Below are 25360 nucleotides of genomic sequence, written 5' to 3'. Positions count from 1 at the left end.
CGTCTTGCCATTACATAGGCAGAACCTGATGGAGACCGCCGTGAGCGAGATTGATGAGAGAAAGACCCTGGTCCTGACTGGGGCGAGCCGGGGGATCGGCCATGCGGCCGTCAAGCGCTTCTCGCGCGAGGGCTGGCGTGTCATCACCTGCTCGCGGCACCCATTCTCCGAAGACTGCCCGTGGCCGGCGGGGCCGGAGGATCACATTCAGCTCGACCTGTCGGACCAGGAGGGCGTGGGCATCGCCATCGGCGAAATCCGCCATCGGTTGGCCGCCAATGGCGGACGGCTCGATGCGCTGGTCAACAATGCCGCCATTTCGCCGAAGCTCGACGGCGGCGGCCGCATGAACTCCATCGACACGCCCATGCACGTCTGGCGCGACGTCTTTCAGGTGAATTTCTTCGCCCCCATCATGCTGGCGCGCGGTCTGTTCAAGGAGTTGACGACGGCCAAGGGCTCCATCGTCAACGTGACCTCGATCGTCGGCAGCCGCGTTCATCCCTTCGCCGGTACCGCCTATGCCACCTCCAAGGCCGCGCTGGCGGCGCTGACGCGCGAGATGGCGGCGGATTTCGGCCCGCACGGCATCCGCGTCAACGCCATCGCGCCGGGGGAGATCGAGACCTCGATCCTCTCGCCGGGAACCGACAGGCTGATCGAATCCATCCCGCTGCGCCGCCTCGGCCAGACGGCGGAAGTGGCCGACACGATCTTCTTCCTCTGTTCGGACAATTCGTCCTATGTGACCGGCGCGGAAGTCCACATCAATGGCGGCCAGCACGTCTGATTGCGGCCGGTTTCGGGGCGCCGGATAAGCCTTCGGCTTACCAGACCCGCGAACCGCCCTGGACGGGGAAAGTCGGCGCGCCGCCGACCGTCAGCGCTTTCTCGATGTCGAAAACCGTGTGGTTGGTGAGCGTCTTCGGCACCTCATCCGCCACCCGTGCCTCGACCTCCTTGTGCAGCACCTTGCGCAATGCGCCGAGCACGACGGGCGGGGCGACGAGAATGATCTTCTCGAACCGGCCTCGGTGAGCCATCTGATAGAGCCGCTCGGCGATCTCGTCGGCGAAGCGCTCCTTCTCGATCCGGTGCCAGTCCGTCTCTTCAAAGCCGCTCTTGTGGACGTTTGCGGCGTCGCGATAGCGGCCCGGCTGGTCCGTGCCCTGCTCGCGGGTGGGCGGATTGTCGTCGTGCATCTCGCGCATCACCTCCAGGTTCGGATATTCGGCATCGCCTTCGTTGCGCAGGAAAAGCGCCTTTTCCCCATCGGCAACCATTACCCAGATGCCGTGCTCGAGCCGGACGTCCGCCATCGCTTTTCTCCGTTTTCTCTGTTCCATCCCACAAACGCCGGGAATGAACCGACGTTCCACGCGCGCGCCGCGGCACTTCGCGCGCCGCGGGGATGATTTTTCCCTCCCCGGAGCGGGGAGCGCAAAAGCGATTGCCGCCGCGACGTTCGGGCGCGAGTGCGTTTCTTCTGAAACGTGAAGCTGGTAGGCAAAATCCGAGACCCTAACCGGGAGACCGAGTGCCCATGTCCGAAGAGACGGCGAAGCTGAATGCATTCCCCGTTTTCCTGCGCGTCGAAGGCCGCCGTGTGGTGGTCGTCGGCGGCGGCGAGGAGGCGCTTGCCAAGGCGCGGCTTCTGGCGCAGTCGAGCGCCGCGCTCGTCGTCGTGGCGCCCCTGCCCGAGCCCGACTTGGCCGTCTGGGCGGCCGCCAACGGGGTGAAGCTCGAACTCGCCGCCTACCGGCCGGAGCATCTGGATGGCGCGGCGATGGTTTTCGCCGCCACGGGCGACGAAACGCTCGATGCCGCCATCGTGGCCGACGCGCGGGCCCGCGCCATTCCTGCCAACGCGGTCGACCGCCCCGAGCATTGCGATTTCTATACCCCGGCGCTGGTCAATCGCGCGCCCGTCGCCATCGCCATCGGCACCGAGGGTGCCGGGCCGGTACTTGCGCAGATGATCCGCGCGCGGATCGACCAGATGTTCTCGCCGTCCCTTGGCCGTCTGGCGGAGCTTGCCGCTTCCTACCGGGACGTGGTTGAAAGGAAGGTGCCGAAAGGTCCGGCGCGCCGCCGTTTCTGGAAATCCTTCTTCACCGGCGGCCCCGCCCGCGCCCTCGACAGGGACGACGGCCCGCGTGCCGCGTCCGCCGCGGATGCGCTGCTCAAGACCCGGGGAACGGAACTTGGCCATGTCGCGCTCGTCGGCGCTGGACCGGGTGCGCAGGATCTCCTGACCCTTCGCGCCCAGCGCCTCCTGATGGAAGCGGATGTCATCATCCATGACGCGCTGGTGCCCGAGACGGTGGTTGCCATGGGCCGGCGCGACGCCGAGCGCATCGCCGCGGGCAAGCGCAAGGGCTGCCATTCCAAGACTCAAGGTGAGATCAATGCGCTCCTGGTGGAACTCGGCCGTGCCGGAAAGCGCGTGGTGCGGCTCAAGTCCGGCGATCCGCTTATCTTCGGCCGCGCCGGCGAGGAGATGGCAGCGCTTCGCGATGCCGGCATTTCCTACGAGCTTGTTCCAGGTGTGACCGCCGCGTTCGCCGCCGCGGCCGATTTCGAGCTGCCGCTCACCCTGCGCGGCGTCGCCTCCTCGCTGGTCTTCACCACCGGGCACGACCTCAAGGGCCATGCCCTTCCCGACTGGGCCAAGCTTGCCGTCTCCGGCGCGACAGTGGCCGTCTACATGGGCCGTTCCACCGCCGCCGAGGTTGCCGGAAGGCTGCAGGAGGCCGGGCTGTCGCCGGACACGGCCGTCGCCGTCGTCGAGAATGCCAGCTTTTCGAAGCGCCGGCTCTTTCACGGCACGCTCTCCGACCTGCCGGCGCTCAGCGCCCGTTCGGACCTGACCGGCCCGGTGCTGACCGTCATCGGAGACGCGGTGGCCGGCGCCAATTTCGCGCTCTCGCAACCGCTTGCCGCCCGGCGCGATGCCGATGTGCCGCCCGCCAACGCAGACAGGAAGTGACGCCATGAAGCTCTTGACGGCAAACAGGCTGTCCGACGGAGAAGCGGTATGGCTGGCCGCCGGCGGCCGCTGGGTGGAGGATATCGCCCAGGCCGAGGTTGCCCGCGACGCGGAGACCGAGGCGCGCCTGGAAGAGACCGGTCGCGCCGCGGCCGCCCGCAACGAGGTCGTCGACGTCAACCTGATTGATGTGGAGTTCGTGGACGGCGCCGTCCGCCCCATCCGCCTGCGCGAGCGCATCCGCGCCGGCGGTCCCACCATTCACCCCGAACTCGGCAAGCAGGCGCGCAGGCCTGCCCTCGCCCCGGTCTGAAAAACGTCAGGGAACACCATGTACCGTTACGACGAATTCGACCATGCTTTCGTGAAGGCCCGCGTCGCCCAGTTCCGCGACCAGGTCGAGCGGCGGCTGTCCGGCGAATTGACGGAAGATCAGTTCAAGCCGCTCCGGCTGATGAACGGTGTCTATCTGCAGCTTCACGCCTATATGCTGAGGATCGCCATCCCCTATGGCACGCTGGCGCCCCGGCAGATGCGGATGCTGGCGCATATCGCGCGCACCTACGACAAGGGCTACGGCCACTTCACCACGCGCCAGAACCTGCAGTTCCACTGGCCGGCGCTGAAGGACGTGCCGCAGATCCTGGAGGATCTCGCCTCCGTCGAGATGCACTGCATCCAGACGTCCGGCAACTGCATTCGCAACGTGACCGCCGACCATTTCGCCGGTGCGGCCGCCGACGAGGTGGCGGACCCGCGGCCCTACGCGGAGATCCTCAGGCAATGGTCGTCGCTGCACCCGGAATTCTCCTACCTGCCGCGCAAGTTCAAGATCGCGGTCACCGGCGCCGAGCGTGACCGCGCCGCCGTCCAAGTGCATGATATCGGTCTGCATCTGAAGAAGGATTCGTCGGGCCGGCTCGGTTTCGCCGTCTATGTTGGCGGTGGGCTCGGCCGCACGCCGATGATCGCCAAGAAGATCCGCGATTTCCTGCCGGAAGAGGATCTTCTGTCATACACGACCGCCATCCTGCGCGTGTACAACCTTCACGGCCGCCGCGACAATAAGTACAAGGCGCGCATCAAGATCCTGGTGCACGAGACCGGCACGGAAGAGCTCAAGGCCCAGGTGGAGCGGGAGTTCGCGGCGCTGAAGGACAGCGAGCTGAAGCTGCCGCAGGCCGACATCCAGGCGATCGACGCCTATTTCGCGCCGCCCGCCCTGCCGGCGCGGCCCGAGGGTGACGCGGCCGTCGCAACGGCGGCTGCCGCCGACGGCGGCTTCGCTGCCTGGCTCGGGCGCAACCTGCACACGCACAAGAATCCGGACTACACTTCCGTCACCATCTCGCTGAAGGGCATCGGCGAGGTGCCGGGCGATATCTCGGCCGACCAGATGGATGCGGTGGCGGAGCTTGCCGAGCGCTACGGCTTCGACGAGATCCGCGTCAGCCACGAGCAGAACCTGGTTCTGCCCCATGTGGCGCGCGCCGATCTCAAGGCCGTTTATGACCGGCTGGTGGCGATCGGCCTTGCGACCTCCAATGCCGGCCTCGTGACGGATATCATCGCCTGCCCGGGCCTCGACTACTGCGCGCTCGCCAACGCTCGCTCGATTCCGGTGGCCCAGGAGATTGCCACCCGGTTCGCCGACCAGACGCGCCAGGAGGAGATCGGCGACCTCAAGATCAAGATCTCCGGCTGCATCAACGCCTGCGGCCACCACCATGTCGGCCATATCGGCATATTGGGCGTGGAGAAGAAGGGCGCCGAGCTCTATCAGGTCACGCTCGGCGGTTCCGGCGACGAGAACACCTCGATCGGCGACATCGTCGGCCGCGGCTTCGGCCCGGACGAGATCACCGACGCGGTGGAGACGATCGTCGAAACCTATCTTGCGCACCGCCTGGACAAGGATGAGGCTTTCCTCACCACCTACCGCCGGCTCGGCGCCGCGCCATTCAAGGAGGCCCTTTATGGTCGCGAAGCCAGGGCCGCTTGAGTCCGAAATGCCTAAGGCCGAGCTGGAAGCGCTGGAGCTTGCCGCCTCGCTGGAGGGACGCTACGGCCATCTGGAGGCCGAGGCGATCATCGAGGTTGCCGTGGAACGCTTTCGCGGGGCCGGCGGGATCGCAACCGTCTCCTCCTTCGGGGCCGACTCGGCGGCACTCCTGCATATGGTCGCGCGTCTCGACAGTTCCCTGCCGGTGCTGTTCCTCGACACCGGCCAGCATTTCGGCGAGACGCTGGACTACCGCGACCAGCTCGCCGACGATCTGGGCCTGACGAACCTGCGCATCGTGCACCCCCGGCGCGAAGCACTTGCCATGCGCGATCCCGACGGGGTCCTGCACAAATCGGATACGGATCTGTGCTGCGAGATCCGCAAGGTCGAGCCGATGGCGCGCGCCGTGGAGCCCTATGCGGCCTGGTTCACCGGCCGCAAGCGCTACCAGTCGGACACACGCACCGAGATGCCCGTGTTCGAGGCGGTGGGCCCGCGCATCCGCATAAACCCGCTGGCCCGCTGGACCACGGCAGACCAGGCAGCCTATATGCGCACGCACGACCTGCGGCAGAATCCGCTGGTGGCCTTCGGCTATCTCTCGATTGGCTGCTTTCCCTGCACCGAGCCGGTGAAGCCCGGCGAGGACGAGCGCAGCGGGCGCTGGGCCGGCACGGCCAAGACCGAGTGCGGCATTCACCTGCCGGGGCTCGAATCCATAACTTCGGCGGCCTGAGGAACGGACCATGAGCGCGAACGAACAGACCCCGAGCCCGCGGCTGTGGACCGAAGACGGTTTTTGCGAGAACACGTGGATGCGCTCTGAGGAGGGCGCGGCGCTGCCCGAGACCGGTCATGTCATCCTGCCGCTCGCCGCCTTCCTTGCGCTCGATCCGGCGGTTCGCGAGGCCGCACTTTCGCGGTTGGGCGTCGAAGTGCTGCCGGGCGTGGGGATCGAGGATCTTCTGCCCTTCCTCGACCGGCTGCCGCTGATCGCGCTCGTCTTCCCCGCCTTCAATGACGGGCGCAGCTATTCGAAGGCCGAGCTTCTGCGTGCCCGCCACGCCTATCGCGGCGATCTGCGCGCCACCGGTGACGTGCTGATCGACCAGATCGCGCATATGCTGCGCTGCGGCTTCTCCAGTTTCGAGATCACCCATCCCACGACGCTCGCCCGTCTCGAAGCGGGCGAGCGGGGCGGCATTCCGCTTCACTATCAGCCCGCGGCGGCCACGGCCCAGCCGGGGAATTATGCCTGGCGCCGCCTGGCGGGGTAGAATCCGGCCTCCTTGACTCGCAAAATCCGACCTGCGGCACTATTTCTCGGGTGAAGGGGTGTATTGCGCGCGAATTTGGGTATAATTCGCGCCTCTCCCGAGTCGTCCATGCTGGCGGCTTTGCCGCCTTAGCGCCGGCCGCGGTGCCCGCGTGGAATTCGATCTTGAACAACGCCAACTCGAAAGAAGGAAGAACATTGCAGGTCATCGTTCGCGACAACAATGTCGATCAGGCTCTCAAGGTGCTCAAGAAGAAGATGCAGCGCGAGGGCGTTTTTCGCGAGATGAAGTCTCGCCGCTCCTACGAAAAGCCTTCCGAAAAGCGCGCCCGGCAGCGCGCCGAGGCCGTGCGTCGCGCTCGCAAGCTGGCGCGCAAGCAGGCACAGCGCGAGGGCCTTCTGCCCAAGAAGCGCCGCGCCGCTTGATCGCACCCTTCCGGCCCGTGATCGCCGGTCATTTTCATTAGAGTCTTTTTGCGCCGGGCATTGCCCGGCGCTCGTGTGTGCAGCGTCGAGGAGAGGCGCGACTCAACGCCTTCGCGTGCCCGGGCGACGCCGTTTGGTCGGAACGTCGGCTGCGTTGTCCTCCGCCTTGTGCAGCTTGCCGAGAAGCTCAAGAAACTCCGTCGGCAGCTCGCTTTTCACTTCGAGACCCGGCAGTCGGCGAAGAAATCGAATATTCTCCGCCTCGCGAATCTGACGGCGGATCGAACGCGCTGCCTCCGTTCTCTTTTCAAGTCTCGGCAGCATTGTTTTCGTTTGATCCTTGTTTGTTTCTACTTGCCGGAACAACGAAAGGAGCGGAATATCGTTCCGAAACAATGTTTAAGCGGCGGACTCCCGCTTCAGTTTGGTAAAATTTGCGTAAAATTTAAGGCCTGCACACCCCGTATTTCTCTCATGAAAACGACAGGACCGGGTGACCGAGCACGGAGAAGTCCGGTTCCACCCCGAGACCGGGGCCCTCGGGTGCCTTCATGGCGCCATTGACGCGCCCGGGCGCGTGCCGGGCGATTTTCCTGGTGCCGTAGGAGTTGAAGTCGGTCGCCGAAAGCAGGAAGTCCGAAGGCGTCGACTGGGCGAGATGGGCGATGGCCGCCGTGGTGATGTCTCCGCCCCACGTATCCTCGATCGTCATCGCCACCCCATGAGCCATGCATACGTCGCGCATGGCGCGCGCTTTGGTGAGTCCGCCCACCTTGGAGATCTTCAGGTTGACGGCGTCCATCGCGTCTTCGGCAAGCCCCCGCACCAGCACCTCGAGACCGGTGATGCTCTCGTCCATGACGAAGGGCTTCGCCGTGCGCCGGCGGATCGACAGGCATTCGTCATAGGTCCGGCAGGGCTGTTCGATGTAGACGTCAAGGTCCGCCACCGCATCGACCACCCGCGCCGCCTCGTGCCGTGTCCAGCCGGTATTGGCATCGGCAACCAGCACGTCGCTTGCATCCAGGATGTCGCGGCAGGCGCGGATGCGGGAAATGTCCTCGTCGGCGTCGCCGCCGACCTTGAGCTGGAACTTGGTGTAGCCTTCCGCCTTGTAGCCGGCGATCTTTTTCGCCATCGTCTCCGGCGCTTCCTGGGAAATGGCGCGGTAAAGGCGCACCTCCTCCTGCGCCACGCCGCCCAGGAGCTTGACGAGCGGCATTCCGGCGGCCTTGCCGAGCAGGTCCCAGCAGGCCATGTCCAGCGGCGCCTTCACGTAAGGGTGGCCGTTGAGGGCGGCGTCCATGGCCCGGTTCACCGTCCCGATGTCGGTCGGGTCGAGCCCGATCAGCGCCGGCGCGATCTCCTGCAGCCCGGCACGCACGCCAGCGGCATAGGCCGGCAGATAGGCCGGGCCGAGCGGGCAGCACTCGCCGTAGCCGGCCAGGCCGCTGTCGGTCTCGATCGCCACCACGGTGGAATCGAACACCTCGACGAAGTTGCCGTTCGACCAGGCATAGCGGCCCTCCTTTAGCGGAAGGTCGACCTGGTAGGCGCGGATGCCGGTGATCTTCAAGGGCCAATCTCCGTTTCGAACGCGACCGCGTCTTCTGCGTGCGGTGATCACGAAATGGTCAGCGAAGCAATATCAGGTTCCTGTGTTGCTGTCCCCGCACTAGGTTTCGACATGTCTATAGACTTGCGGAAAGGAGATGGGAGATGAAGCTGACACGACGCGCGGCGATGATCACCGGCATGACGGGACTGGCGATGCTCGGTACCCGCATTTCCCGCGGCTTTGCCCAGGAGGAAGGGGGTGACACGGTTTCGCTTGGCGAAGGCGGATTGACCGTTTACCCCGTCAGCCACGCTTCCGTGGTGCTGGAGGCGGGTGACACGGTAATCTATGTCGATCCGGTGGGTGGCGCGGGCCCCTATGAAGGCTTCCCCGAACCCGATCTCATCCTGATCACGCACGAACATTCGGATCACTACGAGCCCGAAACGCTCGAGGCGCTGGTTGCCGACGAAACGCAGATGATCACCAACCCGGCAGTCTTCGACATGCTGCCCGACAGCCTGCGCGACAGCGCTTCCCAGCTCGCCAATGGCGAGAGCACAGAGGTGGCCGGGATCGGGATCGAGGCCATCCCCGCCTACAACACCACCGAGGACCGCCTGCAATATCACCCCGAAGGCCGCGACAACGGCTATGTGCTCTCGCTGATGGGTGGCCGGGTCTATATCGCCGGGGATACCGAGGACATTCCCGAAATGCGGGCGCTGGAAGACATCGACCTCGCCTTCGTGCCCATGAACCTGCCCTACACCATGACGGTGGAGCAGGCGGCAAGCGCGGTGGCGGAATTTGCGCCGACGGTCGTCTATCCCTACCACTATCGCGGCAGCGACGTGGAGCGCTTCAAGAGCCTCGTGGAGGAGGAAAGCAACGATATAGAGGTGCGGCTCGCCGGGTGGTACGACGGTTGAACGACGGGCCGGCGCGCGCCCCGTGTCAGCCGCCGTCTTACTTCCGGGCATCCTCGCGGGCGATCTGCGCCCAGCTGTCGTTTTGGGCCAGAATGGCGCGCAGATAGGCGATATTGGCCCGGGCTTGCTCGGGTGAAAGCTCCTGCGCGGCGATCTGCTCGGCCTCCGCGAAACGGCCCTGCAGGCCGACGGCCAGCGCCAGGTTCTGGCGCACGCGGCTGTCCGCCCCGGGAGCCGCCGCCGCCCGGCGCATATGCGTCTCGGCCGTCTTCGGGTCGCCCGCCAGGAGGTAGGACATGCCGAGATTGGACAGGACGGAGGGTTCCTCCGGCTCGATCCCGAGGGCCTGGCGATAGAGGGCGCGCGCCTCCTCGGGCTTGCCCAGCTGGTCGAGGATGGCGCCTTCGGCCGAAAGCAGCCGCCAGTCGGGATACTCAGGCGTCTGTGCGCGCCGCACGGCGTCGAGCGCCGGCTCCAGCTCGCCGGCCGCCGCCAGCGCCTTGCCGTAGGCGGCCAGCACCTCGCGGTCCTGGGGATGCTCGATCGCCAGCTTGCGCATGACGGCGAGCGACTGGTCCGTGCGCCCGCTCATCTGAAGGATGCTCGCATAGCGCAGCGCCACCGTCTTGTCCTTCGGATCGCGGCTGTAGGCCTCACCGAGCCTTACGGCCGCGCTGGCCAGCTCGTCGCTCGACATCCGCGCAAGGGTGCCGCTCCGCTCCACCGACCCGGTGGTCACGCCGTCCACCTTGCGGCCGCTGCTGGCGCAGCCCGCCGCGGCGACGGTGGCCAGGGCCAGAACCGCAGAGATGGCGATCCTGCTGCTTCTGCGCGGCGTTGTTCGGATTGAGTCTCGGCTGAACATGCGCACCCCCTCTGCCCGCTAGGCTGGCCTGCCTCTTTGGCCTTCCCTGGCCGAGAAGTATTCTGTTAACCCTAATGGAGCGTTAAACCGTTCGATTTTCAGGAAAGCCGTCATGCCGCTTACGCTAACCGCCCGCCGGGACACCACTTCGCTGCCCGTCTATCTCGCCGCCGGACCTGATCTGGAAGAGACCGGGGCGGACGCGACGGCCTGCGCCTGGGCGCGTGCGAACGGATTCGAAGGCGGGGAAGGGCACTTCCTTTCCATCCCCGGCACAAACGGCGCACTCGCCGGCGCCTTCTTCGGCATCGGCAGGGCGCCGGCGCCGCTGGCGCTCGGCAAGCTCGCCCGCGTCCTGCCGCGGGGGAGCTGGCATCTCGCGACACCGCCGCGCGATCCAGGGTTGGCGGCGATCGCCCTCAAGCTGGGGTCCTACGCCTTTACCCGCTACGGTGCAAAGCCGACGCCCGAATTGCGTTTTGCCGCGCCCGAGGGCGCCGACCACGCGGCGACCGACCGGATCGCCGAAGGCGTCTTTCTCGGCCGCGATCTCATCAACACGCCCGCCAACGACATGGGACCGGAGGCCCTGGAGGAGGCCGTGCGCACGCTGGCGAAGGCCCATGGTGCAGAGGTCCGCGCCACGGCGGGCGAGGCGTTGCTTGCCGAGAACCTGCCGATGATCCATACCGTCGGCAGGGCGGGTGCCGAGGCGCCGCGCCTGATCGACCTGCGCTGGGGCGAACAGGACGCGCCGAGGGTGACGCTGGTGGGCAAGGGCGTGTGCTTCGACACGGGCGGGCTCGACATCAAGCCGGCGAGCGGCATGCTTTTGATGAAGAAGGATATGGGCGGAGCGGCCAGTGTGCTGGGCCTTGCCGCCATGGTGATGGCGGCAGGGTTGCCCGTGCGCCTGCGGGTCCTGGTCCCGGCCGTGGAGAACGCCATCGCCGGCAACGCCTTCCGTCCGGGCGACATTCTCAAGAGCCGCAAGGGCATCACCGTGGAAATCGGCAACACGGATGCCGAGGGGCGGCTGGTGCTGGCCGACGCCATGGCGCTCGCCGACGAGGAGGCGCCGGAACTGATGATCGATATGGCCACGTTGACGGGTGCAGCGCGCGTGGCGCTCGGGCCGGACCTGCCACCCTTCTACACGCGGGACGAGGCGCTCGCCGCCGCCCTTGCCGAAGCGGCGGAGACGGCGGCCGATCCGCTCTGGCGTATGCCGCTGTGGCAGGCTTACGCGGAGAAGCTGCGCTCCAAGGTGGCCGACATCAACAACGTCACCGCCGACAGCTTTGCTGGCTCTATCACCGCCGCGCTCTTCCTGGCGCGTTTCGTGGAGAAGGCGGGCAGTTGGGCGCATTTCGACATCTATGGCTGGAACCCCGCCGAGGAACCCGCCTGTCCGATAGGCGGCGAGGCGCAGGGCATTCGCGCCATCGAGGCCGTCTTGCGCCGGCGATTTGCGTGACCGTTGCAAAAAGCGCGGAACCCGGCAATGATACGGGCCCGAAACGATCACGGGTGGTGCCGATGCCGGTCGTCCTGCGCCCGAGCCAGGCGCTCAGATTGTGGCAGCAGGTTTGTCTGGCCGAGGTCGGTGCCGGCATGCCGGACCTGACGGAGCGGCAATTGGCCATCCTGCTGACCATCTATCTCGATCCACCGCCGCACACGGTGCGCGGCCTGGCGGAGAAGCTGAAAGTGACGAAGCCCGTCATTACCCGCGCCCTCGACACGATGGGATCGCTCAAGCTCGTCAGCCGCCACCGTGACGCGCGCGACCGGCGCAACGTGTTGATCCGCCGTACGGTGGAGGGCGCTCTTTTCGTGGAGCGCTTCGGGGACGTAGTGGTGGAAAAGGCCGGAGACCTGTCGCTATGAGCACGCTTGATCGCCGCCTCAACGCTTTCCGTCCGGATCTTGCTGATGCGAGGCTGAAAGGACAGGTGGAGGCCGCCCGCTTCGTATCCGGCACGCCGGCGGCGGTTTCGGTGCCGGTGGCGGATGTGCATTCCGTTCCGGATGCAGCAAGCGGCGTGGATACGCAGTTCCTTTGCGGCGACACCGTTCTCGTTTTCGAGGAGCGGGACGGCTGGGCCTGGACCCAGGCGGACCGCGACGGCTATGTCGGCTACGTCCGGCAGGAGGCGATCGCGCCCGGCATATCCGAACCGACCCATGTCGTGTGCGTCCAGCGCAGCTTCGTCTATCCGACGGCGGAACTGAAGAGCCCGCCTCTCACCGCCCACAGCATGGGCGCGCGGCTCGCCGTCACGGGCGAGACGGAAGAGCGGGGCACGCGCTATGCCCTGCTTGCCTCGGGCGGGGCGATGATCGCCCGACACCTCCGCCCCCTCGGCCGGCCCGCCGTCGATTTCGTTTCGGTCGCGGAAGAATTCCTGCATGCCCCCTATCTGTGGGGTGGGGTGAGCGGCTTCGGCATCGACTGTTCCGGTCTTGTCCAACTCGCCCTCTTCATGGCGGGCCGCGAGGTCCCGCGGGACACGGACATGCAGGCCGAGGGGCTGGGCGTGCCGGTGCGCGAAGGCGCGCCTCTCGGGCGCGGCGATCTGGTCTTTTGGCGCGGCCACGTGGCGATCATGCTCGACAGCGAGCAGGTCATCCACGCCAACGGGTTCACGATGACGGTCTCGCGGGAGCCGCTCGCCGGAGCCGTGCGCCGCATCGAACCGCTCTACGGCCCCCCCGTCGGCATCCGGCGGCTGGGATCTTAAAGCATTTTGCAGCCAAGTGGAATCACTTGGCGTGGCACAAATGCGGCGAAAACAAGCAGGTAGAGCAGCCAAGCGAACGAATGTGAGCGCACCCTGCTCTAGCGCCGCGCGCTGAACGGAAGCTGGAAAGCGCAGTTACCGGGCGGGCTCGTCGACGAATATCGTGACGACGTTGTCTTCGCCGAATTCCACGGCGACGATGTCGCGCAGCATGATCCCGCGCGAATCGATGGCATGGTAGAACATCGCGCTGCCTTCGATGGATTGGCGCAAGAGCTCGATTTCCTCCTCGTGTTCGGAGACGGCCTCTTCGATGGCGCCGTCTTCCTTGGCCCTCGGCAGGAGGACGATCTCAAGCGTGTCGAGGCTGAATGCCTTGCGCACGGCCTCTGCACCCTCGCGCGTGTTCTCGATGGCCGCCACGACACGGTCGATCTGCTCCTCGCGGGACACCTCCTCGGTCTTCACGTCGGAGCCGACGATCGCGTCGATGGCCTCTTCGCTTTCGAGGCCTTGGGCAAGCAGCGGCAGATTGGCAAGCGGCGCGAGCAGAAACATGAGCGCCACCACGAGGGGCAGCAGCTTCTCCATCGCACCCGCCGGAGCCGCCGGGCAAATCATCTGCGAAGCATTCATCCTGTTCTCCTTCACTGATCACGGTGCGAAACCGCCTCGCAACCGCAAGCAGGGTTGCACGGTTCCGCCGATATGCGTTCTTTCTGCCCATCACAGGACTATGTCAGCCTCGCGACGGCTGCGCATCACCCGGTCCGCATTGGGCAGATCATTGGTCTCGACCCAGCGCCTTGCGGCCGCAGCTTCGCGCCCGTGGCCGTGCCACCGCGCAAGCAGCCGGCGTTCCAATTCCGCGCGGGGTACGTCGAGGTAGACCTTCAGGTCGAACAACGCCCCCAATTCTCTCCAAGGCTCCTCGTCGAGCAGCAGATAGTTGCCTTCCAACAGGATCAGGCGCGTCTGCGCTTCCACCACGGCCGCTGCGGCGCGCGAAAGCTCCATGGTGCGGTCGAACACGGGGATAGCCACCCCGGCTTCGCACATGCGGATACGTTGCAGCAAGGTGCGGAAACCGGCGAAGTCGAACGTTTCCGGCGCACCCTTGCGGTCCGCAAGGCCACGTTCGCGCAGGACGGCGTCGTCGTAGTGAAAGCCGTCCATTGGCACGACGGCGACCGATTCACCGCGCTGTCGAAGCGTTTCGGCGGCAGACGCGGCCAGGGTGGATTTGCCCGAGCCAGGCGGGCCGGCAATGGCCACGATGAAACGCTGCGCATCGCCGGCTCGCTCTAGAAGAAGACCCGCAAGGTGATCCTGTTCCATCCGGGCTTCCTTCACACGCCGAGCCATGCCGAATAGTCGGAGACGAGCAGGCGGTAAGGCTCTTCGTCTTCCTCGATCGTCGAGAAGCGGTCGATGGGTTCGGCGAAGATGTTGTCCGTAAGGTCGTCATTGACGGTCGATACCTCACCGATGAGCACATCGGACCCCTCGGCCCAGAACTCGTGCCAAATGCCGGGCATGAGCGTTACGCTCTCGCCGGGGCCGAGGCGCAGAACCCCGCCCGCCTCCAGCCTCTGCATCGCCCCGTCGGTGGGCACCGTGACCGGGGCCCTGCGGTCGACCGCACCATCGGGCGCCGAGGCGTAGAGCTCGATGCACAGCGTGCCGCCGCCGCGATTGATAATGTCCTCGGCTTTGACCACGTGGCGATGCATGGGCGAGATCTGGTCGCGGCGCGAGATCATAATCTTTTCCGCGTAGAGCACGCCGCGCCCTTCCTTCAGCGCCGCCGCGTCGCCGTTGCGCGTGGTGAAGAGGAACAGCCCGCGCTTGTCGAAGTCGCCGGCGCCGTAGTCGGTGATGTCCCATCCGAGCCTGGCATGGGCGATGCCGCCGATTTTTGAGCGCCGCGCCTTCATGTCGGCCGGCGTCCAGTCGGCGAAGGGGGGCAGCACGTAGCCGAAAGAGCGGATGAAGTCCGCGCCTTCGCGCAGGATGTTGTTGACCCTCGAACGTTTCACCGCCATGCCTCCTCAGCGCGCCATACGGGGCGCGTGGTACAGTATGTGGGATGTTGCGCCAAGTCCGTTGCAGCCCTTGTCAGAACGCCTTGAACGTCAGCGTGGTGAGGGAACGGACGATGCCCGGCGCGTCGGCGATGTTGTCGTTGATGAACTTGCCGATGTCCACGCCGTCCTCGATATAGACCTTGAGCAGGAGATCGTATTCGCCGCTGGTGGAGTAGAGCTCCGACGCGATCTCACGTTTGTAAAGCTCGTCGGCCACCTCGTAGGTCTTGCCTGGCTGGCAACGCAACTGAACGAAGACGGGTCTCATGGTTTCCTTTCGGCAGGCTTGGGGCGTCGGCGAACTGGAAGGTCCGCCTATCCTGCCTTCCTGTCAACAGGTTCGGTACCGCCGGCTGCTTTTCCCGACCGCCCCGGATATGGCGGCGCAGACGCCCCGGCGCAACACCCCGTCGAGTCCTTGTCGGCAGGGTGAATACCACGTCGACCCGATGCCGGGTGGGCTTTGCAACGCCGCCCGTTCTGAAGCATAGTCGCCGCCATGAGCGAGAACGTCGGAGACACGCAGGACTACGAGACCATGCTGCGCCGGGAGGGTGTGCGAATCACCCGGCCGCGGCAGGTGATCCTGCGCATCCTTTCCGAGACGGAGGATCATCCCGACGCGATGGAGATCTTCAGTCGCGCTTCGGAGATCGACCCCAGCATCTCGCTTTCCACCGTATACCGCACGATGAAGCTGCTCGAGGAGATGGGCGCCATCCATCGGCATGCTTTCGAAGGGGGGCGCGCCCGCTTCGAGCAGGCCGGCGGCGGTCACCACGACCACCTCATCGATATCGATACCGGCGACGTGATCGAGTTCCATTCACGCAAGATCGAGGCGCTGCAGGATGAAATCGCCCGCTCGCTCGGCTATGACATCGTGCATCACAGGCTGGAACTCTACGGCAGGAAGCGGCGCCGGCGCTGAGGCGGAAAAGACAAACGATAAGAAGCCCTCGGGGCACACACGAAACGGATACAAGCATGAAAGAAGCTGACATCGGCCTGATCGGCCTCGGGGTGATGGGCGCAAACCTGGCGCTCAATATCGCGGAAAAGGGCTTTCGCGTTGCCGTCCACAACCGCACCACGGCCCGCATCGACACCTTCATGCGCGAGGCGGGCGGGCTGGCGGAAAACATCGTGCCGTGCGAGACGATGGAGGCCCTGACCGAGGCCATCGCCCGGCCTCGGCCGATCATCCTGATGGTGCAGGCGGGAGAGGCGGTGGACCAGCAGATTGCCGCGCTGCGGCCGCTGCTTGCCCGCGAGGACATCATCATCGACGCCGGCAACGCCAATTTCCGCGATACCAGGCGGCGCATGGCCGCGCTGGCCGAAGGCGGACCGCAGTTTCTCGGCGTGGGGGTCTCGGGCGGCGAGGAGGGCGCGCGCCACGGGCCGTCGATCATGGTCGGCGGGAGTGCGGCGGCCTACCGCCGCATTGAGCCTATCCTCCAAGCGATCGCCGCCCGTCACGAGGGCGAGGACTGCCAGGCCTGGCTCGGGCCCGACGGCGCAGGGCATTTCGTCAAGACCATCCACAACGGCATCGAATATGCCGACATGCAGATGATCGCCGAGATCTACGGGATTCTGCGCGATGCGCACGGACTCCCGGCAGGCGAAATCGCGCCGGTCTTCGCCGGGTGGAACGAGGGCCGGCTCAACTCCTATCTGATCGAGATCACGGCAGCCGTGCTTGCCGCGCAGGATCCGGCCTCCGGCCGGCCGATGGTGGACGTGATCCTCGACCGCGCCGGCCAGAAGGGCACGGGACGCTGGTCGGCCATCGAGGCACAGACGCTGGGCATCCCCGCCACGGCCATCGAGGCGGCCGTTGCCGCGCGCAGCCTGTCGGCCATGAAGGAAGAGCGTGATGCCGCACAGAAGCGCTTCGGCGTGCCGTCGCCGGCGGCCGGTCCGGCCTCCGGCGATGTTCTGGCCATCCTCGAGCAGGCGCTCTTCGCCGGCAAGATCGTCGCCTATGCGCAGGGCTTCTCGGTCATGGCCGCGGCCTCGCGCGAGTTCGGCTGGAACCTGCCGCTCGGCACGGTGGCGCGCATCTGGCGCGCCGGCTGCATCATCCGCTCGCAGTTCCTGGGCGAGATCGCCGAGGCCTTCGACAACGCGCCGGAGACCGGGAACCTGTTGATGACCGGCGCCTTCATGCCGCTGATCGAGGCCGCGCATCCGCATCTGCGCCGCGTGGTGGCGCGCAGCGCGGAGGCGGGTCTGCCGGTGCCGGCGCTCTCGGCCGCACTTGCCCATTTCGACCAGTTCCGGCGCGGCCAGGGCACGGCCAACCTCATCCAGGCGCAACGCGACTTCTTCGGCGCGCACGGGTTCGAAAGGATCGATGCGGAGGGAACGCACCACGGCGATTGGCCACCGCTCAGATAGGCGCGGCTTTCCTGCGATCGGTCATAGGAGCGGTGTCGCATATGGAACGGGTCAGGGCATGGATTCTCGGATCCAGCCCGAGGATACGAAGGGCCGGACGATTTCCGCTAGCCCCGCACATTTGCATTTCGCCGCGAACTCTCAACCTTCATGTCTGGACGTCGATACCCACCAGCATCGGTGAGTCATCGACCGTGCAAGCGCTGCAGGTTGCACCGGTGGCTTCTGAAGCCTATTTCCTGCGCGTCGCCGTCATGCTCCGATGTGAAAGGCTCCCATGATCTTCGATGCAGCGCGCGCTGCCGCCGGGCAGCTCTTCGCCCCCGCTTTCCGGGCCGCCTTTTTCAAGTCATTGGGGCTGACGCTCCTCCTCCTCGCCGGTTTCTGGTTTGGCCTGAAGGAACTCTTCGAGGCTTTCGCCATGCCCTGGCTCGACCAGCTTGTGCCCGGCCTGCCCGGCTGGGCTGGCTGGCTCGGCGTGCTCGCCGCGATCGTGGCGGGCATCGGCCTGGCGCTGGCTCTGGCCCTGCTCATCGCCCCGGTGACGGCCATCGTTGCCGGCCTGTTCCTCGACGATGTCGCCGAGGCGGTGGAGAAGACCAGTTATCCGCAGGATCCGCCGGGCAAGGCCGTGCCGCTCGTGCCGGCGATCTGGCTTTCGCTCAAGTTCTTCGGTGTCGTCGTCCTGGCCAATCTGGTGGCGCTGTTCCTGCTTCTGGTGCCAGGCATCAATCTCGTCATCTTCTTCATCGTCAACGCCTACCTGCTCGGCCGGGAGTTCTTCGAGTTCGCCGCCATGCGTTTCCGCAGCGAAGCGGAGGCCAAGGCGTTGCGCCGCCGCCACGCCGTCACGATCTTTCTCGCCGGTCTCGTGATCGCCGGTTTCCTGGCGGTGCCGCTTCTCAACCTTCTGACGCCGCTTTTCGCCGGCGCCATGATGGTGCACCTGCACAAGATGATCGTGGCGCGGGAGTCGCCTTCCGGCGTCCGTCCGGCCGTCGGAGAGGCGTCGCCGTAGGCGGCTTACCCGTTCGCTAGGCCTCCTCGGCTTCGCGCTTGGCCTCGATCGGCTCCAGTGGCTCCAGCGGTGCCGGCACATCCGTCGTCTTCTCCGGTGCCTTGCACAGATCGGCGATCACGCAGGCCGGGCAATCGGGCTTGCGCGCCTTGCACACATAGCGCCCGTGCAGGATGAGCCAGTGGTGGGCGTGGTGCAGGAATTCCTCGGGAATGACGCTGACAAGGTTGCGCTCCACTTCCTCCGCCGTCTTGCCCGGCGCCAGCTCGATCCGGTTGGCGATGCGGAAGATGTGGGTGTCGACCGCCATGGTCGGCTGGCCGAAGGCCATGTTCAAGACGACGTTCGCCGTCTTGCGTCCCACGCCCGGCAACCTTGTCAGGGCCTCACGGTCGCCCGGCACGAGGCCGCCATGATCGCGGATCAGCGCCTCGCAAAGGGCGATCACGTTCTTCGCCTTGTTGCGCCACAGGCCGATCGTGCGGATATATTCGCCCAGCTTTTCCTCACCGAGCGCCAGCATCTTTTCCGGCGTATCTGCGACCCGGAAGAGCGGCCTCGTGGCCTTGTTCACCCCGGCATCGGTGGCCTGCGCCGAAAGCACCACCGCCACCAGGAGCGTGAACGGGTTCACGTGCTCCAGTTCGCCCCTCGGTTCCGGCCGCTGGACGCGGAAGCGGCGGAAGATCTCCGCGATTTCCTCGGGGCTGTAGGCGGTGAGGCTCTTTCTCTTGCGGCGGGCCGACCCCGCGGCTTTCTTCTTTGCGGCGCCGGGCGCGGCTTTTTTTGTCTTGGGCTTTTGCATACTGCCTCTATAATTCGAATAATGAGCGAACAGAATGCTGCCGACGAGCCTTTCTTCAAGGCGTTGCTCGTTCCCCACCGTTCATTGGGACGCAGGGGGTTTGCCGTCCTGATGGGCGTGGTCCTGTTTATCTGGCTTACCGTCGGCGCCCTTTTCATGAGCATCGGCGCCTGGCCGATCGTCGGCTTCTTCGGGCTCGACGTGCTGGCGCTTTATATCGCCTTCCGTCTCAACTACCGGGCCGCCCGCGTGCGCGAGGAGGTCTCATTGTCGCGCACCAGCCTTGATATCCGCAAGGTGCCGCCGTCCGGACGGGCCGAATCCCACAGCTTCAATCCCTTCTGGACCCGCTTCAACGTGCACCGGCACACCGAGATCGGCATCACCGCCATGGCGGTGGAAACGCGGGAGAAGAGCGTTCCCCTGGGCAGTTTCCTCAACCCGGACGATCGGGAAAGCTTCGCCGAGGCGTTCGGCCGGGCGCTCGCCACCGCAAAGGGCGGCTGACCGGCAAGAATCGGGTGGAGATGCCTGGGCGTCCGAAGCATATTGGCACGCAAGGAGAACGTGCCATGAATGCAGAACTCGCTATTCTCGATCGTGACGTCACGCCGGTAGGCCATGACTACGAGGTCGTGCGCCGCGTGATCGAAAAGATCAGCCTCGACTACCGCGACCAGCCCTCGCTCGAGGATCTCGCCGCCGATACGGGCGAGACGCCGACCGGTCTGCAGAAGCTCTTCACACGCTGGGCCGGGCTGTCGCCCAAGGCCTTCCTGCAGGCCGTCACGCTCGACCACGCCCGCCGACTGCTCGCCTCCGGCATGCCGCTTCTGGAGACCGCGCTGGAACTCGGCATGTCCGGTCCCGGCCGGCTGCACGACCTTTTCGTCACTCACGAGGCGGTGTCCCCGGGCGAATTCAAGGCCCGGGGCGTGGGCCTCACCATCCGCTACGGCTATCACCTGTCGCCTTTCGGCATTGCGCTCGTCATGGTCACCGACCGCGGCCTGGCCGGCCTTGCCTTCGCCGATGCCGGCAAAGAGCAGGCGGCTTTCGAGGACATGCGCGCCCGCTGGCCCAACGCGCACTACGTGGAGGACATGTCCGCCACCGCGCCCTATGCCGCGCGGGTCTTCGACCCGGCCCGCTGGCGCGCCGAGGAGCCCCTGCGCATCGTGCTCATCGGCACGGATTTCCAGGTGCGTGTCTGGCAGGCGCTGTTGAAGATCCCGATGGGCCGGGCATGCGCCTATTCCGACATCGCCGACGAGATCGGCGCGCCGAGCGCCGCGCGCGCCGTCGGCGCGGCGGTCGGCGCCAATCCCCTTTCCTTCGTGGTGCCCTGCCACCGGGCTGTCGGCAAGTCCGGCGCGCTGACCGGCTATCACTGGGGGCTGACGCGGAAGCGGGCCATTCTCGGCTGGGAAGCGGGGCAACTGCAGCAAAACGGCCAAGCGGCCGATTGATTTTGTCCGCGAACCGGGTAGCTTCCCGCAGTCATTGCGGGAGGCCAAGCGTGATCACCATCCTCGGTTCCATCAATCTCGATCTCATCGCCCGCGTGGAAAGGCTGCCCCGTCCCGGGGAAACCGTGCCGGGCGAGGCGTTCTCGACCGCGCCCGGCGGCAAGGGCGCCAACCAGGCGCTCGCCGCGCGCCGTGCCGGCGCGCCGGTGCGCATGGTCGGCGCAGTGGGGCAGGATGCCTTCGCCGGCCAGGCGCTGGCACTGCTTGAAAAAGCCGGCGTCGAGCTTGCCGCCGTCGCGAAGACCGGTACGGCGACCGGCACGGCCATGATCCTCGTCGGCGGCGACGGCGAGAACATGATCGCCATCGTGCCCGGCGCCAATGCCGAAGTGCTGCCCGAGCATGTGGAGCGCGCGGCATTTGGCGCGCGCGAGGTCGTGCTCCTGCAACATGAAGTGCCGCTTCAGACGGTGAAGGCCGCCCTCGGCGCCGCCCGGGCTGCGGGTGCCGTTTCCATCCTCAACACCGCGCCCTTCCACGCGGCCGCGGCAGATTTCGTGGCCGTGGCCGACTACGTGATCGCCAACGAGACGGAATTCGACCTCTATGCCGAGGCGCTGGCGCTCGCGGGCGCCGACCGCGAGGCGCGCATACGCGCCTTCGCGCGGCAGACGGGCCGCACCATGATCGTCACGCTTGGAAAGGATGGCGCGGTGGCGGCGACGCCGGAGGATTTCCTGCGCGTGCCGGCCCATCCCGTCACGCCCGTGGACACGGTGGGCGCGGGCGACACCTTCTGCGGCTATTTCGCCGCCGCGCTGGTCGAGGGCGTGGGCTTGAAGGAAGCGCTGGGCCGCGCCGCCGTCGCCGGCGCGCTCGCCTGCCTGAAGCCCGGCGCCCAGCCGGCGATTCCGTTGCGTGCCGAGATCGATGCGGCGATGGGTTCGCCCTGAGACTGGACAAGCGCCTGCGGGCGTGCCCTCCTGGTAGGGGAGGGCCCCATACGATGTCGCTCGAAACCTATCTCGCCTACGCCCTCGTCTGTCTGGTTGCTACAGTCGTTCCCGGGCCGACCAACATGCTGATCGTTGCCAACGGCATCCGCCAGGGCGTCAAGGCCGGTCTCCTGAACGTCGCCGGCACGCTGGCCGGCTTGTCGGTCATGATCGCCGTCGTCAGCGTCGGCCTGACGTCGGTCGTCGAAATCGCCGGCCACTGGTTCGCCTGGATCAAGCTGGCCGGCGCTGCCTATCTCTGCTGGCTCGGCCTCAAGATACTTCGTTCGAGCGGTGCGCCTCTCGAACGATCGCCCGCAGGGCACCCGCGCCGGGGTTTTCTCCTTCAGGGCCTGCTCGTCTCCCTCGGCAACCCGAAGCAGCTTCTCTTTTTCGGTGCGCTCCTGCCGCAATTCATCGATCCCGCGGGCAACCATGTCCTGCAGATCGCTTTGCTGGGCGGCACGGCGCTTCTCTTCTCGGCGATGTCCGACGGCGGCTATGCGATCGCCGCCGGCAGTCTCGGGCGTCGTCTCGGCGCCGCCGCCATGCGCCGGATCTGCCGCATCGGCGGTACGTTCCTGATCGGCGGAGGTTTGTGGCTCGCCTTTTCGCGGGCGAGATAAGCGCTACAACCTGCCCAGCCGCTCCGTGAGCAGGGCGAAGAAGCCTTCATCGTCTATCTCACGCATGACCTGCGCGTTATGCGGCCGCTTCGTGACGTGCCACCAGTCGATGACGGTCATGCCCATGGTCAGTTCCGAGGCGGTTTCCACACTGACATTGCAGGTGCGCCCGGCAAAAAGCGCCGGCCGAAGCAGATAGGCGATCACGCAGGGGTCGTGCAGCGGCCCGCCCTCGTTGCCGTACTTCTCCTTGTCGAAGCGCTCGGAAAAGCTCAGCATTGCCGCCGTCGCCAGACCGACGGGTGTGCCGAGTTCGCGGAAAGCGTCCACCCGCGCTCTGGTCGCCAGCGCCTTGTGCGTCACGTCGAGCGGCATCATGACGATGGGGACGCCGGAGCGGAAGACGACGTCGGCGGCATGCGGATCGACATGGATGTTGAACTCCGCCGCCGGGGTGATGTTGCCGCCTTCGAAGAAGCCGCCGCCCATCATGACGATCCCCCCGATGCGCGGCGCGATCCGCGGCTCGCGCACGAGCGCCAGCGCGATGTTGGTGAGCGGCCCCAGCGTGCATAGGGTGAGCGTGCCGGGTTCGTGCGCCATCACGGTCTCGACGATGAAGTCGACCGCGTGTGCCTGCATCAGCGGCATTTCCGGTTCCGGCAGATCGGGGCCGTCCAGGCCGCTCTTGCCGTGCACATGCTCGGCCGTCACCAGATCGCGCACCAGGGGCCGGCCGGCCCCGGCATGGACCTTCATGTCCGGCCGCCCGGCGAGTTCGCAGATCTTGCGGGCATTCTTCTCCGTCAGGCCGAGCGGGACGTTGCCGGCAACGGCCGTGATGCCCAGGACCTCGAGTTCCGGGCTTGCGAGCGCCAGGAGGATGGCCACGGCGTCGTCCTGGCCGGGGTCGGTGTCGATGATGATCTTGCGCACCTGTTGCACGTAGATGAAGCCTTCTTGAACTGATGTCGGCGATCGACCATATCAGGGACACCGGCAAAAACGCCAATCGGGTTTTTGCTTGTCCACGTCGCTCTTTGAGGACAGGAACATGACGCGTATGACGCCTTTTTCGAACCCGCTTCTCCTGGGGTTCGACAGTATGGAGAAGACGCTGGAGCGGATCGCGAAAACCGGCGACAGCTATCCCCCCTACAACATCGAACGCATCCGCAATGGGGAAGGGCGGGGCGAGCGCCTGCGCATCACCCTCGCCGTAGCCGGGTTTTCCGAAGCGGACCTGGACGTGACGACCGAGGAGAACCAGCTCGTCGTGCGGGGGCGCCAGAACGATGAAGGCGAGCGCGAATATCTGCACAGGGGTATCGCCGCGAGGCAGTTCCAGCGCGTTTTCGTGCTGGCGGACGGCATGCGCGTCCTGGGCGCGGAACTGAAGAACGGGCTTCTGGCCATCGATCTCGACCGGCCGGAGCCGGAGCGCCTGGTGCAGAAAATCGATATTTCGGTGAAGGATTAACCGTAAAACCGCATCTCTCACCGGAACCACGAGGCTCTCGGACGGGTTGATCATAAGGATGGCCCGCCGCATAGGAGGCTGAAATGACAGAGAACGAAGTGAAGAACACCGTGACGCAGCAGCAACTTGCCCATCTGGGCGAAGGGGCCATCGCCTATATGCGGGAGATGGACGTCGCCGAATTGAAGGGTAAGTTTCCCGGCATGCCCGACATGGAACCCGGAACGAGGCTGTGGGCCCTTTTCGCAGCGAACGGCCAGCCCATCCTGCTGGCGGATGCCCGCGACGCCGCCCTTGCCGGCGCCTTCCAGAACGATCTCGAGCCGGTCAGTCTGCACTGACACTGACGGGAAGGGCGCAAGTTCCACTAGGAAAAGGATGAGAGGCGCCCGATAGCGAACAGCCTTGCCCGGACCGGGCAGGGGATGCCGTCAGGCTCAGGCCGCGTTGGAGGCCGGTGCCTCCGCGAGGAATGTGTGGATTGCGGCGGCGTCCTTGGTGCCGCGAATCTTGGCGGTCGTCTCCGAATCGCGCAACACGCGCGCAATCCGCGACAATGCCTTCAGATGGTCTGCGCCGGCGCCTTCGGGCGCCAGAAGCAGGAAGACGAGATCGACGGGCAGATCGTCGAGCGCATCGAAATCAACCGGCGTCTCCAGCCGTGCGAAGACGCCGGTAATCTCCTTGATGCCTGGCAGCTTGCCGTGCGGAATGGCCACTCCGTTGCCCACGCCCGTGGAGCCCAGCCTTTCGCGCTGCAGGATCGTATCGAAGATCTCCCGCTCGGCCAGACCGGTTTCCGCCGCGGCCTTTTCGGCGAGAAGCTGCAAGACCTGTTTCTTGGAGTTCGCCTTCAAGGCCGGCATGACCGCCGAGACCTTGATCAGATCGCTCAGATCCATCTTTTCGCATCCTCTGCTTCGGCCGCATATTCCGGCTGAACGGGCCGGCGGGCAGGCTATCCGCTGGTGACCGCCGACGGGTCGATCCAGCCGATATTGCCGTCCGCCCGGCGATAGACGATGTTGACCTCGTTGCTTCCCGCGTTCCGGAAAACGAAGACAGGACTGTCCTTCATGTCGAGCTCCATGACGGCGGAAGCGACCGTCATCGACTTGAGTGGCATGCGCGACTCGGCCACCACCGTGGGAGCATAGTCTTCCGGCAGTTCCTCATCCTCGTCGGAAGCCGGCGCCATGACCCGGTAGGCCATGTCCAGCATGCCGTTGCCGCCTTGTGCCGGGCTGTGCGACTTAAGCCTTCGCTTGTACCGGCGCAACCGTTTTTCGATGCGCTCGGCGGCGCCGTCGAACGCCATCTGCGGGTCTTGCGCGCGGTGCGTGGCCTGAAGCACCGTGCCGGTGTCGAGATGGATGGTGCAGTCGGCGGAAAATCCCGATCCCGATTTTTCGACCGTTACGCGACCGGCGAAGCCGCCATCGAAATACTTGTCCAGAGCTTCACCGATGCGACCCTCGATACGGGACTTAAAGGCGTCGCCTATGTCCATATGCTTGCCGGAAATGCGCAGGCTCATGTGAGAAACGACCTTCGGTCAGAACTTCGACGTCTGAGAGTTTATACCTGTGGTCCGCGCACACAAGGTTCGGCTGCCGTAAAATAAAACCGGTCGGCCATGGGTTCCACCGCTCTGCGGCCGCCCGCACGGATTGGTCGTT

32 protein-coding genes are annotated in these 25360 nt (G+C 65.9%); 20 read left to right on the top strand and 12 right to left on the bottom strand.

The window, feature by feature from the left end:
* Positions 1–40: 40 nt before the first annotated feature.
* Positions 41–790, top strand: coding sequence for an SDR family oxidoreductase (locus tag SIN08_RS08145; protein ID WP_322451070.1), 750 nt, complete (start codon positions 41–43; stop codon positions 788–790).
* Positions 791–827: 37 nt separating this feature from the next.
* Here the strand turns inward: SIN08_RS08145 and SIN08_RS08140 are convergent, their stop codons facing one another.
* Positions 828–1319: a host attachment family protein gene (locus tag SIN08_RS08140; RefSeq protein ID WP_322451069.1), complete on the bottom strand. Its 492-nt coding sequence runs from the start codon at positions 1317–1319 to the stop codon at positions 828–830.
* Positions 1320–1543: 224 nt separating this feature from the next.
* Here SIN08_RS08140 and cysG point away from each other — a divergent pair, with 224 nt between their 5' ends.
* From cysG to rpsU, 6 genes are all read left to right on the top strand, one after another.
* Positions 1544–2989, top strand: coding sequence for a siroheme synthase CysG (gene cysG / locus SIN08_RS08135; RefSeq protein WP_322451068.1), 1446 nt, complete (start codon positions 1544–1546; stop codon positions 2987–2989).
* A 4-nt stretch (positions 2990–2993) separates the two neighbouring features.
* Complete coding sequence (locus tag SIN08_RS08130; protein ID WP_322451067.1) at positions 2994–3302, top strand: DUF2849 domain-containing protein; 309 nt, start codon at positions 2994–2996, stop codon at positions 3300–3302.
* 18 nt (positions 3303–3320) lie between these two features.
* The gene (locus tag SIN08_RS08125; RefSeq protein ID WP_322451066.1) at positions 3321–4991 is read left to right on the top strand and encodes a nitrite/sulfite reductase; all 1671 of its coding nucleotides are present in this window, start codon (positions 3321–3323) and stop codon (positions 4989–4991) included.
* Complete coding sequence (locus SIN08_RS08120; RefSeq protein ID WP_322451065.1) at positions 4966–5730, top strand: phosphoadenylyl-sulfate reductase; 765 nt, start codon at positions 4966–4968, stop codon at positions 5728–5730. Before SIN08_RS08125 ends, SIN08_RS08120 begins: the two co-directional genes overlap by 26 nt.
* A gap of 10 nt (positions 5731–5740) precedes the next feature.
* Positions 5741–6271 (top strand): DUF934 domain-containing protein, encoded by a 531-nt coding sequence (locus SIN08_RS08115; protein WP_322451064.1) that lies wholly within the window; start codon positions 5741–5743, stop codon positions 6269–6271.
* A gap of 197 nt (positions 6272–6468) precedes the next feature.
* Positions 6469–6696 (top strand): 30S ribosomal protein S21, encoded by a 228-nt coding sequence (gene rpsU, locus SIN08_RS08110; RefSeq protein ID WP_007010888.1) that lies wholly within the window; start codon positions 6469–6471, stop codon positions 6694–6696.
* A 102-nt stretch (positions 6697–6798) separates the two neighbouring features.
* Here rpsU and SIN08_RS08105 read toward each other — a convergent pair whose 3' ends face one another.
* Complete coding sequence (locus SIN08_RS08105) at positions 6799–7092, bottom strand: hypothetical protein (RefSeq protein ID WP_322451063.1); 294 nt, start codon at positions 7090–7092, stop codon at positions 6799–6801.
* Between the two features lie 76 nt (positions 7093–7168).
* Entirely contained in the window at positions 7169–8272 is a 1104-nt protein-coding gene (locus SIN08_RS08100; protein WP_322451062.1) for a cis-3-hydroxy-L-proline dehydratase, read from the bottom strand.
* A gap of 143 nt (positions 8273–8415) precedes the next feature.
* Between SIN08_RS08100 and SIN08_RS08095 the strand changes: the two genes are divergently transcribed.
* Positions 8416–9186 carry an MBL fold metallo-hydrolase gene (locus SIN08_RS08095; RefSeq protein WP_322451061.1) on the top strand — a complete coding sequence of 257 codons (771 nt, stop codon included), beginning with the start codon at positions 8416–8418 and terminating at the stop codon, positions 9184–9186.
* Between the two features lie 37 nt (positions 9187–9223).
* Here the strand turns inward: SIN08_RS08095 and SIN08_RS08090 are convergent, their stop codons facing one another.
* Positions 9224–10051 (bottom strand): tetratricopeptide repeat protein, encoded by an 828-nt coding sequence (locus tag SIN08_RS08090; RefSeq protein WP_322451060.1) that lies wholly within the window; start codon positions 10049–10051, stop codon positions 9224–9226.
* A 112-nt stretch (positions 10052–10163) separates the two neighbouring features.
* Here SIN08_RS08090 and SIN08_RS08085 point away from each other — a divergent pair, with 112 nt between their 5' ends.
* From SIN08_RS08085 to SIN08_RS08075, 3 genes are all read left to right on the top strand, one after another.
* Positions 10164–11528 carry a leucyl aminopeptidase family protein gene (locus tag SIN08_RS08085; protein WP_322451059.1) on the top strand — a complete coding sequence of 455 codons (1365 nt, stop codon included), beginning with the start codon at positions 10164–10166 and terminating at the stop codon, positions 11526–11528.
* A 62-nt stretch (positions 11529–11590) separates the two neighbouring features.
* Entirely contained in the window at positions 11591–11941 is a 351-nt protein-coding gene (locus tag SIN08_RS08080; protein ID WP_322451058.1) for a MarR family transcriptional regulator, read from the top strand.
* Positions 11938–12795, top strand: a complete 858-nt coding sequence (locus tag SIN08_RS08075) for an NlpC/P60 family protein (RefSeq protein ID WP_322451057.1) — start codon at positions 11938–11940, stop codon at positions 12793–12795. Before SIN08_RS08080 ends, SIN08_RS08075 begins: the two co-directional genes overlap by 4 nt.
* Before the next feature lie 135 nt (positions 12796–12930).
* On the opposite strand, the gene SIN08_RS08070 is transcribed toward SIN08_RS08075, so the two are convergent.
* From SIN08_RS08070 to SIN08_RS08055, 4 genes are all read right to left on the bottom strand, one after another.
* The gene (locus SIN08_RS08070) at positions 12931–13431 is read right to left on the bottom strand and encodes a hypothetical protein (protein WP_322451056.1); all 501 of its coding nucleotides are present in this window, start codon (positions 13429–13431) and stop codon (positions 12931–12933) included.
* Between the two features lie 90 nt (positions 13432–13521).
* Positions 13522–14133 carry a nucleoside triphosphate hydrolase gene (locus SIN08_RS08065; protein ID WP_322451055.1) on the bottom strand — a complete coding sequence of 204 codons (612 nt, stop codon included), beginning with the start codon at positions 14131–14133 and terminating at the stop codon, positions 13522–13524.
* Between the two features lie 11 nt (positions 14134–14144).
* Positions 14145–14834 (bottom strand): D-lyxose/D-mannose family sugar isomerase, encoded by a 690-nt coding sequence (locus SIN08_RS08060; RefSeq protein WP_322451054.1) that lies wholly within the window; start codon positions 14832–14834, stop codon positions 14145–14147.
* A gap of 79 nt (positions 14835–14913) precedes the next feature.
* On the bottom strand, positions 14914–15150 hold the full coding sequence (locus SIN08_RS08055; RefSeq protein WP_322451053.1) for an Lrp/AsnC ligand binding domain-containing protein: 237 nt from the start codon (positions 15148–15150) through the stop codon (positions 14914–14916).
* A 231-nt stretch (positions 15151–15381) separates the two neighbouring features.
* On the opposite strand from SIN08_RS08055, the gene SIN08_RS08050 reads away from it, so the two are divergent.
* From SIN08_RS08050 to SIN08_RS08040, 3 genes are all read left to right on the top strand, one after another.
* A complete protein-coding gene (locus SIN08_RS08050) occupies positions 15382–15813 on the top strand; it encodes a Fur family transcriptional regulator (RefSeq protein WP_322451052.1) in 432 nt (143 codons plus the stop codon).
* Positions 15814–15869: 56 nt separating this feature from the next.
* Positions 15870–17288 (top strand): NADP-dependent phosphogluconate dehydrogenase, encoded by a 1419-nt coding sequence (gene gndA / locus SIN08_RS08045; RefSeq protein ID WP_322451051.1) that lies wholly within the window; start codon positions 15870–15872, stop codon positions 17286–17288.
* Between the two features lie 277 nt (positions 17289–17565).
* Complete coding sequence (locus tag SIN08_RS08040) at positions 17566–18306, top strand: sulfate transporter family protein (protein ID WP_322451050.1); 741 nt, start codon at positions 17566–17568, stop codon at positions 18304–18306.
* A gap of 16 nt (positions 18307–18322) precedes the next feature.
* Here SIN08_RS08040 and nth read toward each other — a convergent pair whose 3' ends face one another.
* Entirely contained in the window at positions 18323–19111 is a 789-nt protein-coding gene (gene nth / locus SIN08_RS08035; RefSeq protein ID WP_322451049.1) for an endonuclease III, read from the bottom strand.
* Positions 19112–19132: 21 nt separating this feature from the next.
* On the opposite strand from nth, the gene SIN08_RS08030 reads away from it, so the two are divergent.
* From SIN08_RS08030 to SIN08_RS08015, 4 genes are all read left to right on the top strand, one after another.
* On the top strand, positions 19133–19618 hold the full coding sequence (locus SIN08_RS08030) for a DUF2244 domain-containing protein (RefSeq protein WP_322451048.1): 486 nt from the start codon (positions 19133–19135) through the stop codon (positions 19616–19618).
* 65 nt (positions 19619–19683) lie between these two features.
* Complete coding sequence (locus tag SIN08_RS08025) at positions 19684–20580, top strand: bifunctional helix-turn-helix domain-containing protein/methylated-DNA--[protein]-cysteine S-methyltransferase (protein WP_322451047.1); 897 nt, start codon at positions 19684–19686, stop codon at positions 20578–20580.
* Between the two features lie 50 nt (positions 20581–20630).
* Complete coding sequence (locus tag SIN08_RS08020; RefSeq protein ID WP_322451046.1) at positions 20631–21533, top strand: ribokinase; 903 nt, start codon at positions 20631–20633, stop codon at positions 21531–21533.
* Positions 21534–21586: 53 nt separating this feature from the next.
* Positions 21587–22201: a LysE family translocator gene (locus SIN08_RS08015; RefSeq protein ID WP_322451045.1), complete on the top strand. Its 615-nt coding sequence runs from the start codon at positions 21587–21589 to the stop codon at positions 22199–22201.
* Between the two features lie 3 nt (positions 22202–22204).
* Here SIN08_RS08015 and SIN08_RS08010 read toward each other — a convergent pair whose 3' ends face one another.
* The gene (locus SIN08_RS08010) at positions 22205–23146 is read right to left on the bottom strand and encodes a nucleoside hydrolase (protein ID WP_322451044.1); all 942 of its coding nucleotides are present in this window, start codon (positions 23144–23146) and stop codon (positions 22205–22207) included.
* Positions 23147–23255: 109 nt separating this feature from the next.
* Here SIN08_RS08010 and SIN08_RS08005 point away from each other — a divergent pair, with 109 nt between their 5' ends.
* Together SIN08_RS08005 and SIN08_RS08000 are read left to right on the top strand one after the other, a co-directional pair.
* The gene (locus SIN08_RS08005; protein WP_322451043.1) at positions 23256–23681 is read left to right on the top strand and encodes an Hsp20 family protein; all 426 of its coding nucleotides are present in this window, start codon (positions 23256–23258) and stop codon (positions 23679–23681) included.
* 83 nt (positions 23682–23764) lie between these two features.
* Positions 23765–24022 carry a DUF1150 family protein gene (locus SIN08_RS08000; RefSeq protein ID WP_322451042.1) on the top strand — a complete coding sequence of 86 codons (258 nt, stop codon included), beginning with the start codon at positions 23765–23767 and terminating at the stop codon, positions 24020–24022.
* A 96-nt stretch (positions 24023–24118) separates the two neighbouring features.
* Here SIN08_RS08000 and ptsN read toward each other — a convergent pair whose 3' ends face one another.
* Positions 24119–24583: a PTS IIA-like nitrogen regulatory protein PtsN gene (gene ptsN / locus SIN08_RS07995; protein WP_322451041.1), complete on the bottom strand. Its 465-nt coding sequence runs from the start codon at positions 24581–24583 to the stop codon at positions 24119–24121.
* A 56-nt stretch (positions 24584–24639) separates the two neighbouring features.
* Entirely contained in the window at positions 24640–25218 is a 579-nt protein-coding gene (hpf, locus tag SIN08_RS07990) for a ribosome hibernation-promoting factor, HPF/YfiA family (protein ID WP_322451040.1), read from the bottom strand.
* Positions 25219–25360 lie beyond the last annotated feature (142 nt).

Origin of the sequence: Chelativorans sp. M5D2P16 (assembly GCF_034427935.1) — a bacterium.
In the GTDB taxonomy this organism is placed as follows: domain Bacteria; phylum Pseudomonadota; class Alphaproteobacteria; order Rhizobiales; family Rhizobiaceae; genus Chelativorans.
This window is presented reverse-complemented; position numbering and strand designations above follow the sequence as displayed.

Excerpts from the sequence above, each read along its gene's own strand:
- SIN08_RS08140 (WP_322451069.1), bottom strand. The coding sequence starts at position 1,319 with ATGGCGGACGTCCGGCTCGAGCACGGCATCTGGGTAATGGTTGCCGAT.
- cysG (WP_322451068.1), top strand. The coding sequence starts at position 1,544 with ATGTCCGAAGAGACGGCGAAGCTGAATGCATTCCCCGTTTTCCTGCGC.
- SIN08_RS08130 (WP_322451067.1), top strand. The coding sequence starts at position 2,994 with ATGAAGCTCTTGACGGCAAACAGGCTGTCCGACGGAGAAGCGGTATGG.
- SIN08_RS08125 (WP_322451066.1), top strand. The coding sequence starts at position 3,321 with ATGTACCGTTACGACGAATTCGACCATGCTTTCGTGAAGGCCCGCGTC.
- SIN08_RS08120 (WP_322451065.1), top strand. The coding sequence starts at position 4,966 with ATGGTCGCGAAGCCAGGGCCGCTTGAGTCCGAAATGCCTAAGGCCGAG.
- SIN08_RS08115 (WP_322451064.1), top strand. The coding sequence starts at position 5,741 with ATGAGCGCGAACGAACAGACCCCGAGCCCGCGGCTGTGGACCGAAGAC.
- SIN08_RS08095 (WP_322451061.1), top strand. The coding sequence starts at position 8,416 with ATGAAGCTGACACGACGCGCGGCGATGATCACCGGCATGACGGGACTG.
- SIN08_RS08090 (WP_322451060.1), bottom strand. The coding sequence starts at position 10,051 with ATGTTCAGCCGAGACTCAATCCGAACAACGCCGCGCAGAAGCAGCAGG.
- SIN08_RS08085 (WP_322451059.1), top strand. The coding sequence starts at position 10,164 with ATGCCGCTTACGCTAACCGCCCGCCGGGACACCACTTCGCTGCCCGTC.
- SIN08_RS08080 (WP_322451058.1), top strand. The coding sequence starts at position 11,591 with ATGCCGGTCGTCCTGCGCCCGAGCCAGGCGCTCAGATTGTGGCAGCAG.
- SIN08_RS08075 (WP_322451057.1), top strand. The coding sequence starts at position 11,938 with ATGAGCACGCTTGATCGCCGCCTCAACGCTTTCCGTCCGGATCTTGCT.
- SIN08_RS08070 (WP_322451056.1), bottom strand. The coding sequence starts at position 13,431 with ATGAATGCTTCGCAGATGATTTGCCCGGCGGCTCCGGCGGGTGCGATG.
- SIN08_RS08065 (WP_322451055.1), bottom strand. The coding sequence starts at position 14,133 with ATGGAACAGGATCACCTTGCGGGTCTTCTTCTAGAGCGAGCCGGCGAT.
- SIN08_RS08055 (WP_322451053.1), bottom strand. The coding sequence starts at position 15,150 with ATGAGACCCGTCTTCGTTCAGTTGCGTTGCCAGCCAGGCAAGACCTAC.
- SIN08_RS08050 (WP_322451052.1), top strand. The coding sequence starts at position 15,382 with ATGAGCGAGAACGTCGGAGACACGCAGGACTACGAGACCATGCTGCGC.
- gndA (WP_322451051.1), top strand. The coding sequence starts at position 15,870 with ATGAAAGAAGCTGACATCGGCCTGATCGGCCTCGGGGTGATGGGCGCA.
- SIN08_RS08040 (WP_322451050.1), top strand. The coding sequence starts at position 17,566 with ATGATCTTCGATGCAGCGCGCGCTGCCGCCGGGCAGCTCTTCGCCCCC.
- nth (WP_322451049.1), bottom strand. The coding sequence starts at position 19,111 with ATGCAAAAGCCCAAGACAAAAAAAGCCGCGCCCGGCGCCGCAAAGAAG.
- SIN08_RS08030 (WP_322451048.1), top strand. The coding sequence starts at position 19,133 with ATGAGCGAACAGAATGCTGCCGACGAGCCTTTCTTCAAGGCGTTGCTC.
- SIN08_RS08025 (WP_322451047.1), top strand. The coding sequence starts at position 19,684 with ATGAATGCAGAACTCGCTATTCTCGATCGTGACGTCACGCCGGTAGGC.
- SIN08_RS08015 (WP_322451045.1), top strand. The coding sequence starts at position 21,587 with ATGTCGCTCGAAACCTATCTCGCCTACGCCCTCGTCTGTCTGGTTGCT.
- SIN08_RS08005 (WP_322451043.1), top strand. The coding sequence starts at position 23,256 with ATGACGCGTATGACGCCTTTTTCGAACCCGCTTCTCCTGGGGTTCGAC.
- SIN08_RS08000 (WP_322451042.1), top strand. The coding sequence starts at position 23,765 with ATGACAGAGAACGAAGTGAAGAACACCGTGACGCAGCAGCAACTTGCC.
- ptsN (WP_322451041.1), bottom strand. The coding sequence starts at position 24,583 with ATGGATCTGAGCGATCTGATCAAGGTCTCGGCGGTCATGCCGGCCTTG.
- hpf (WP_322451040.1), bottom strand. The coding sequence starts at position 25,218 with ATGAGCCTGCGCATTTCCGGCAAGCATATGGACATAGGCGACGCCTTT.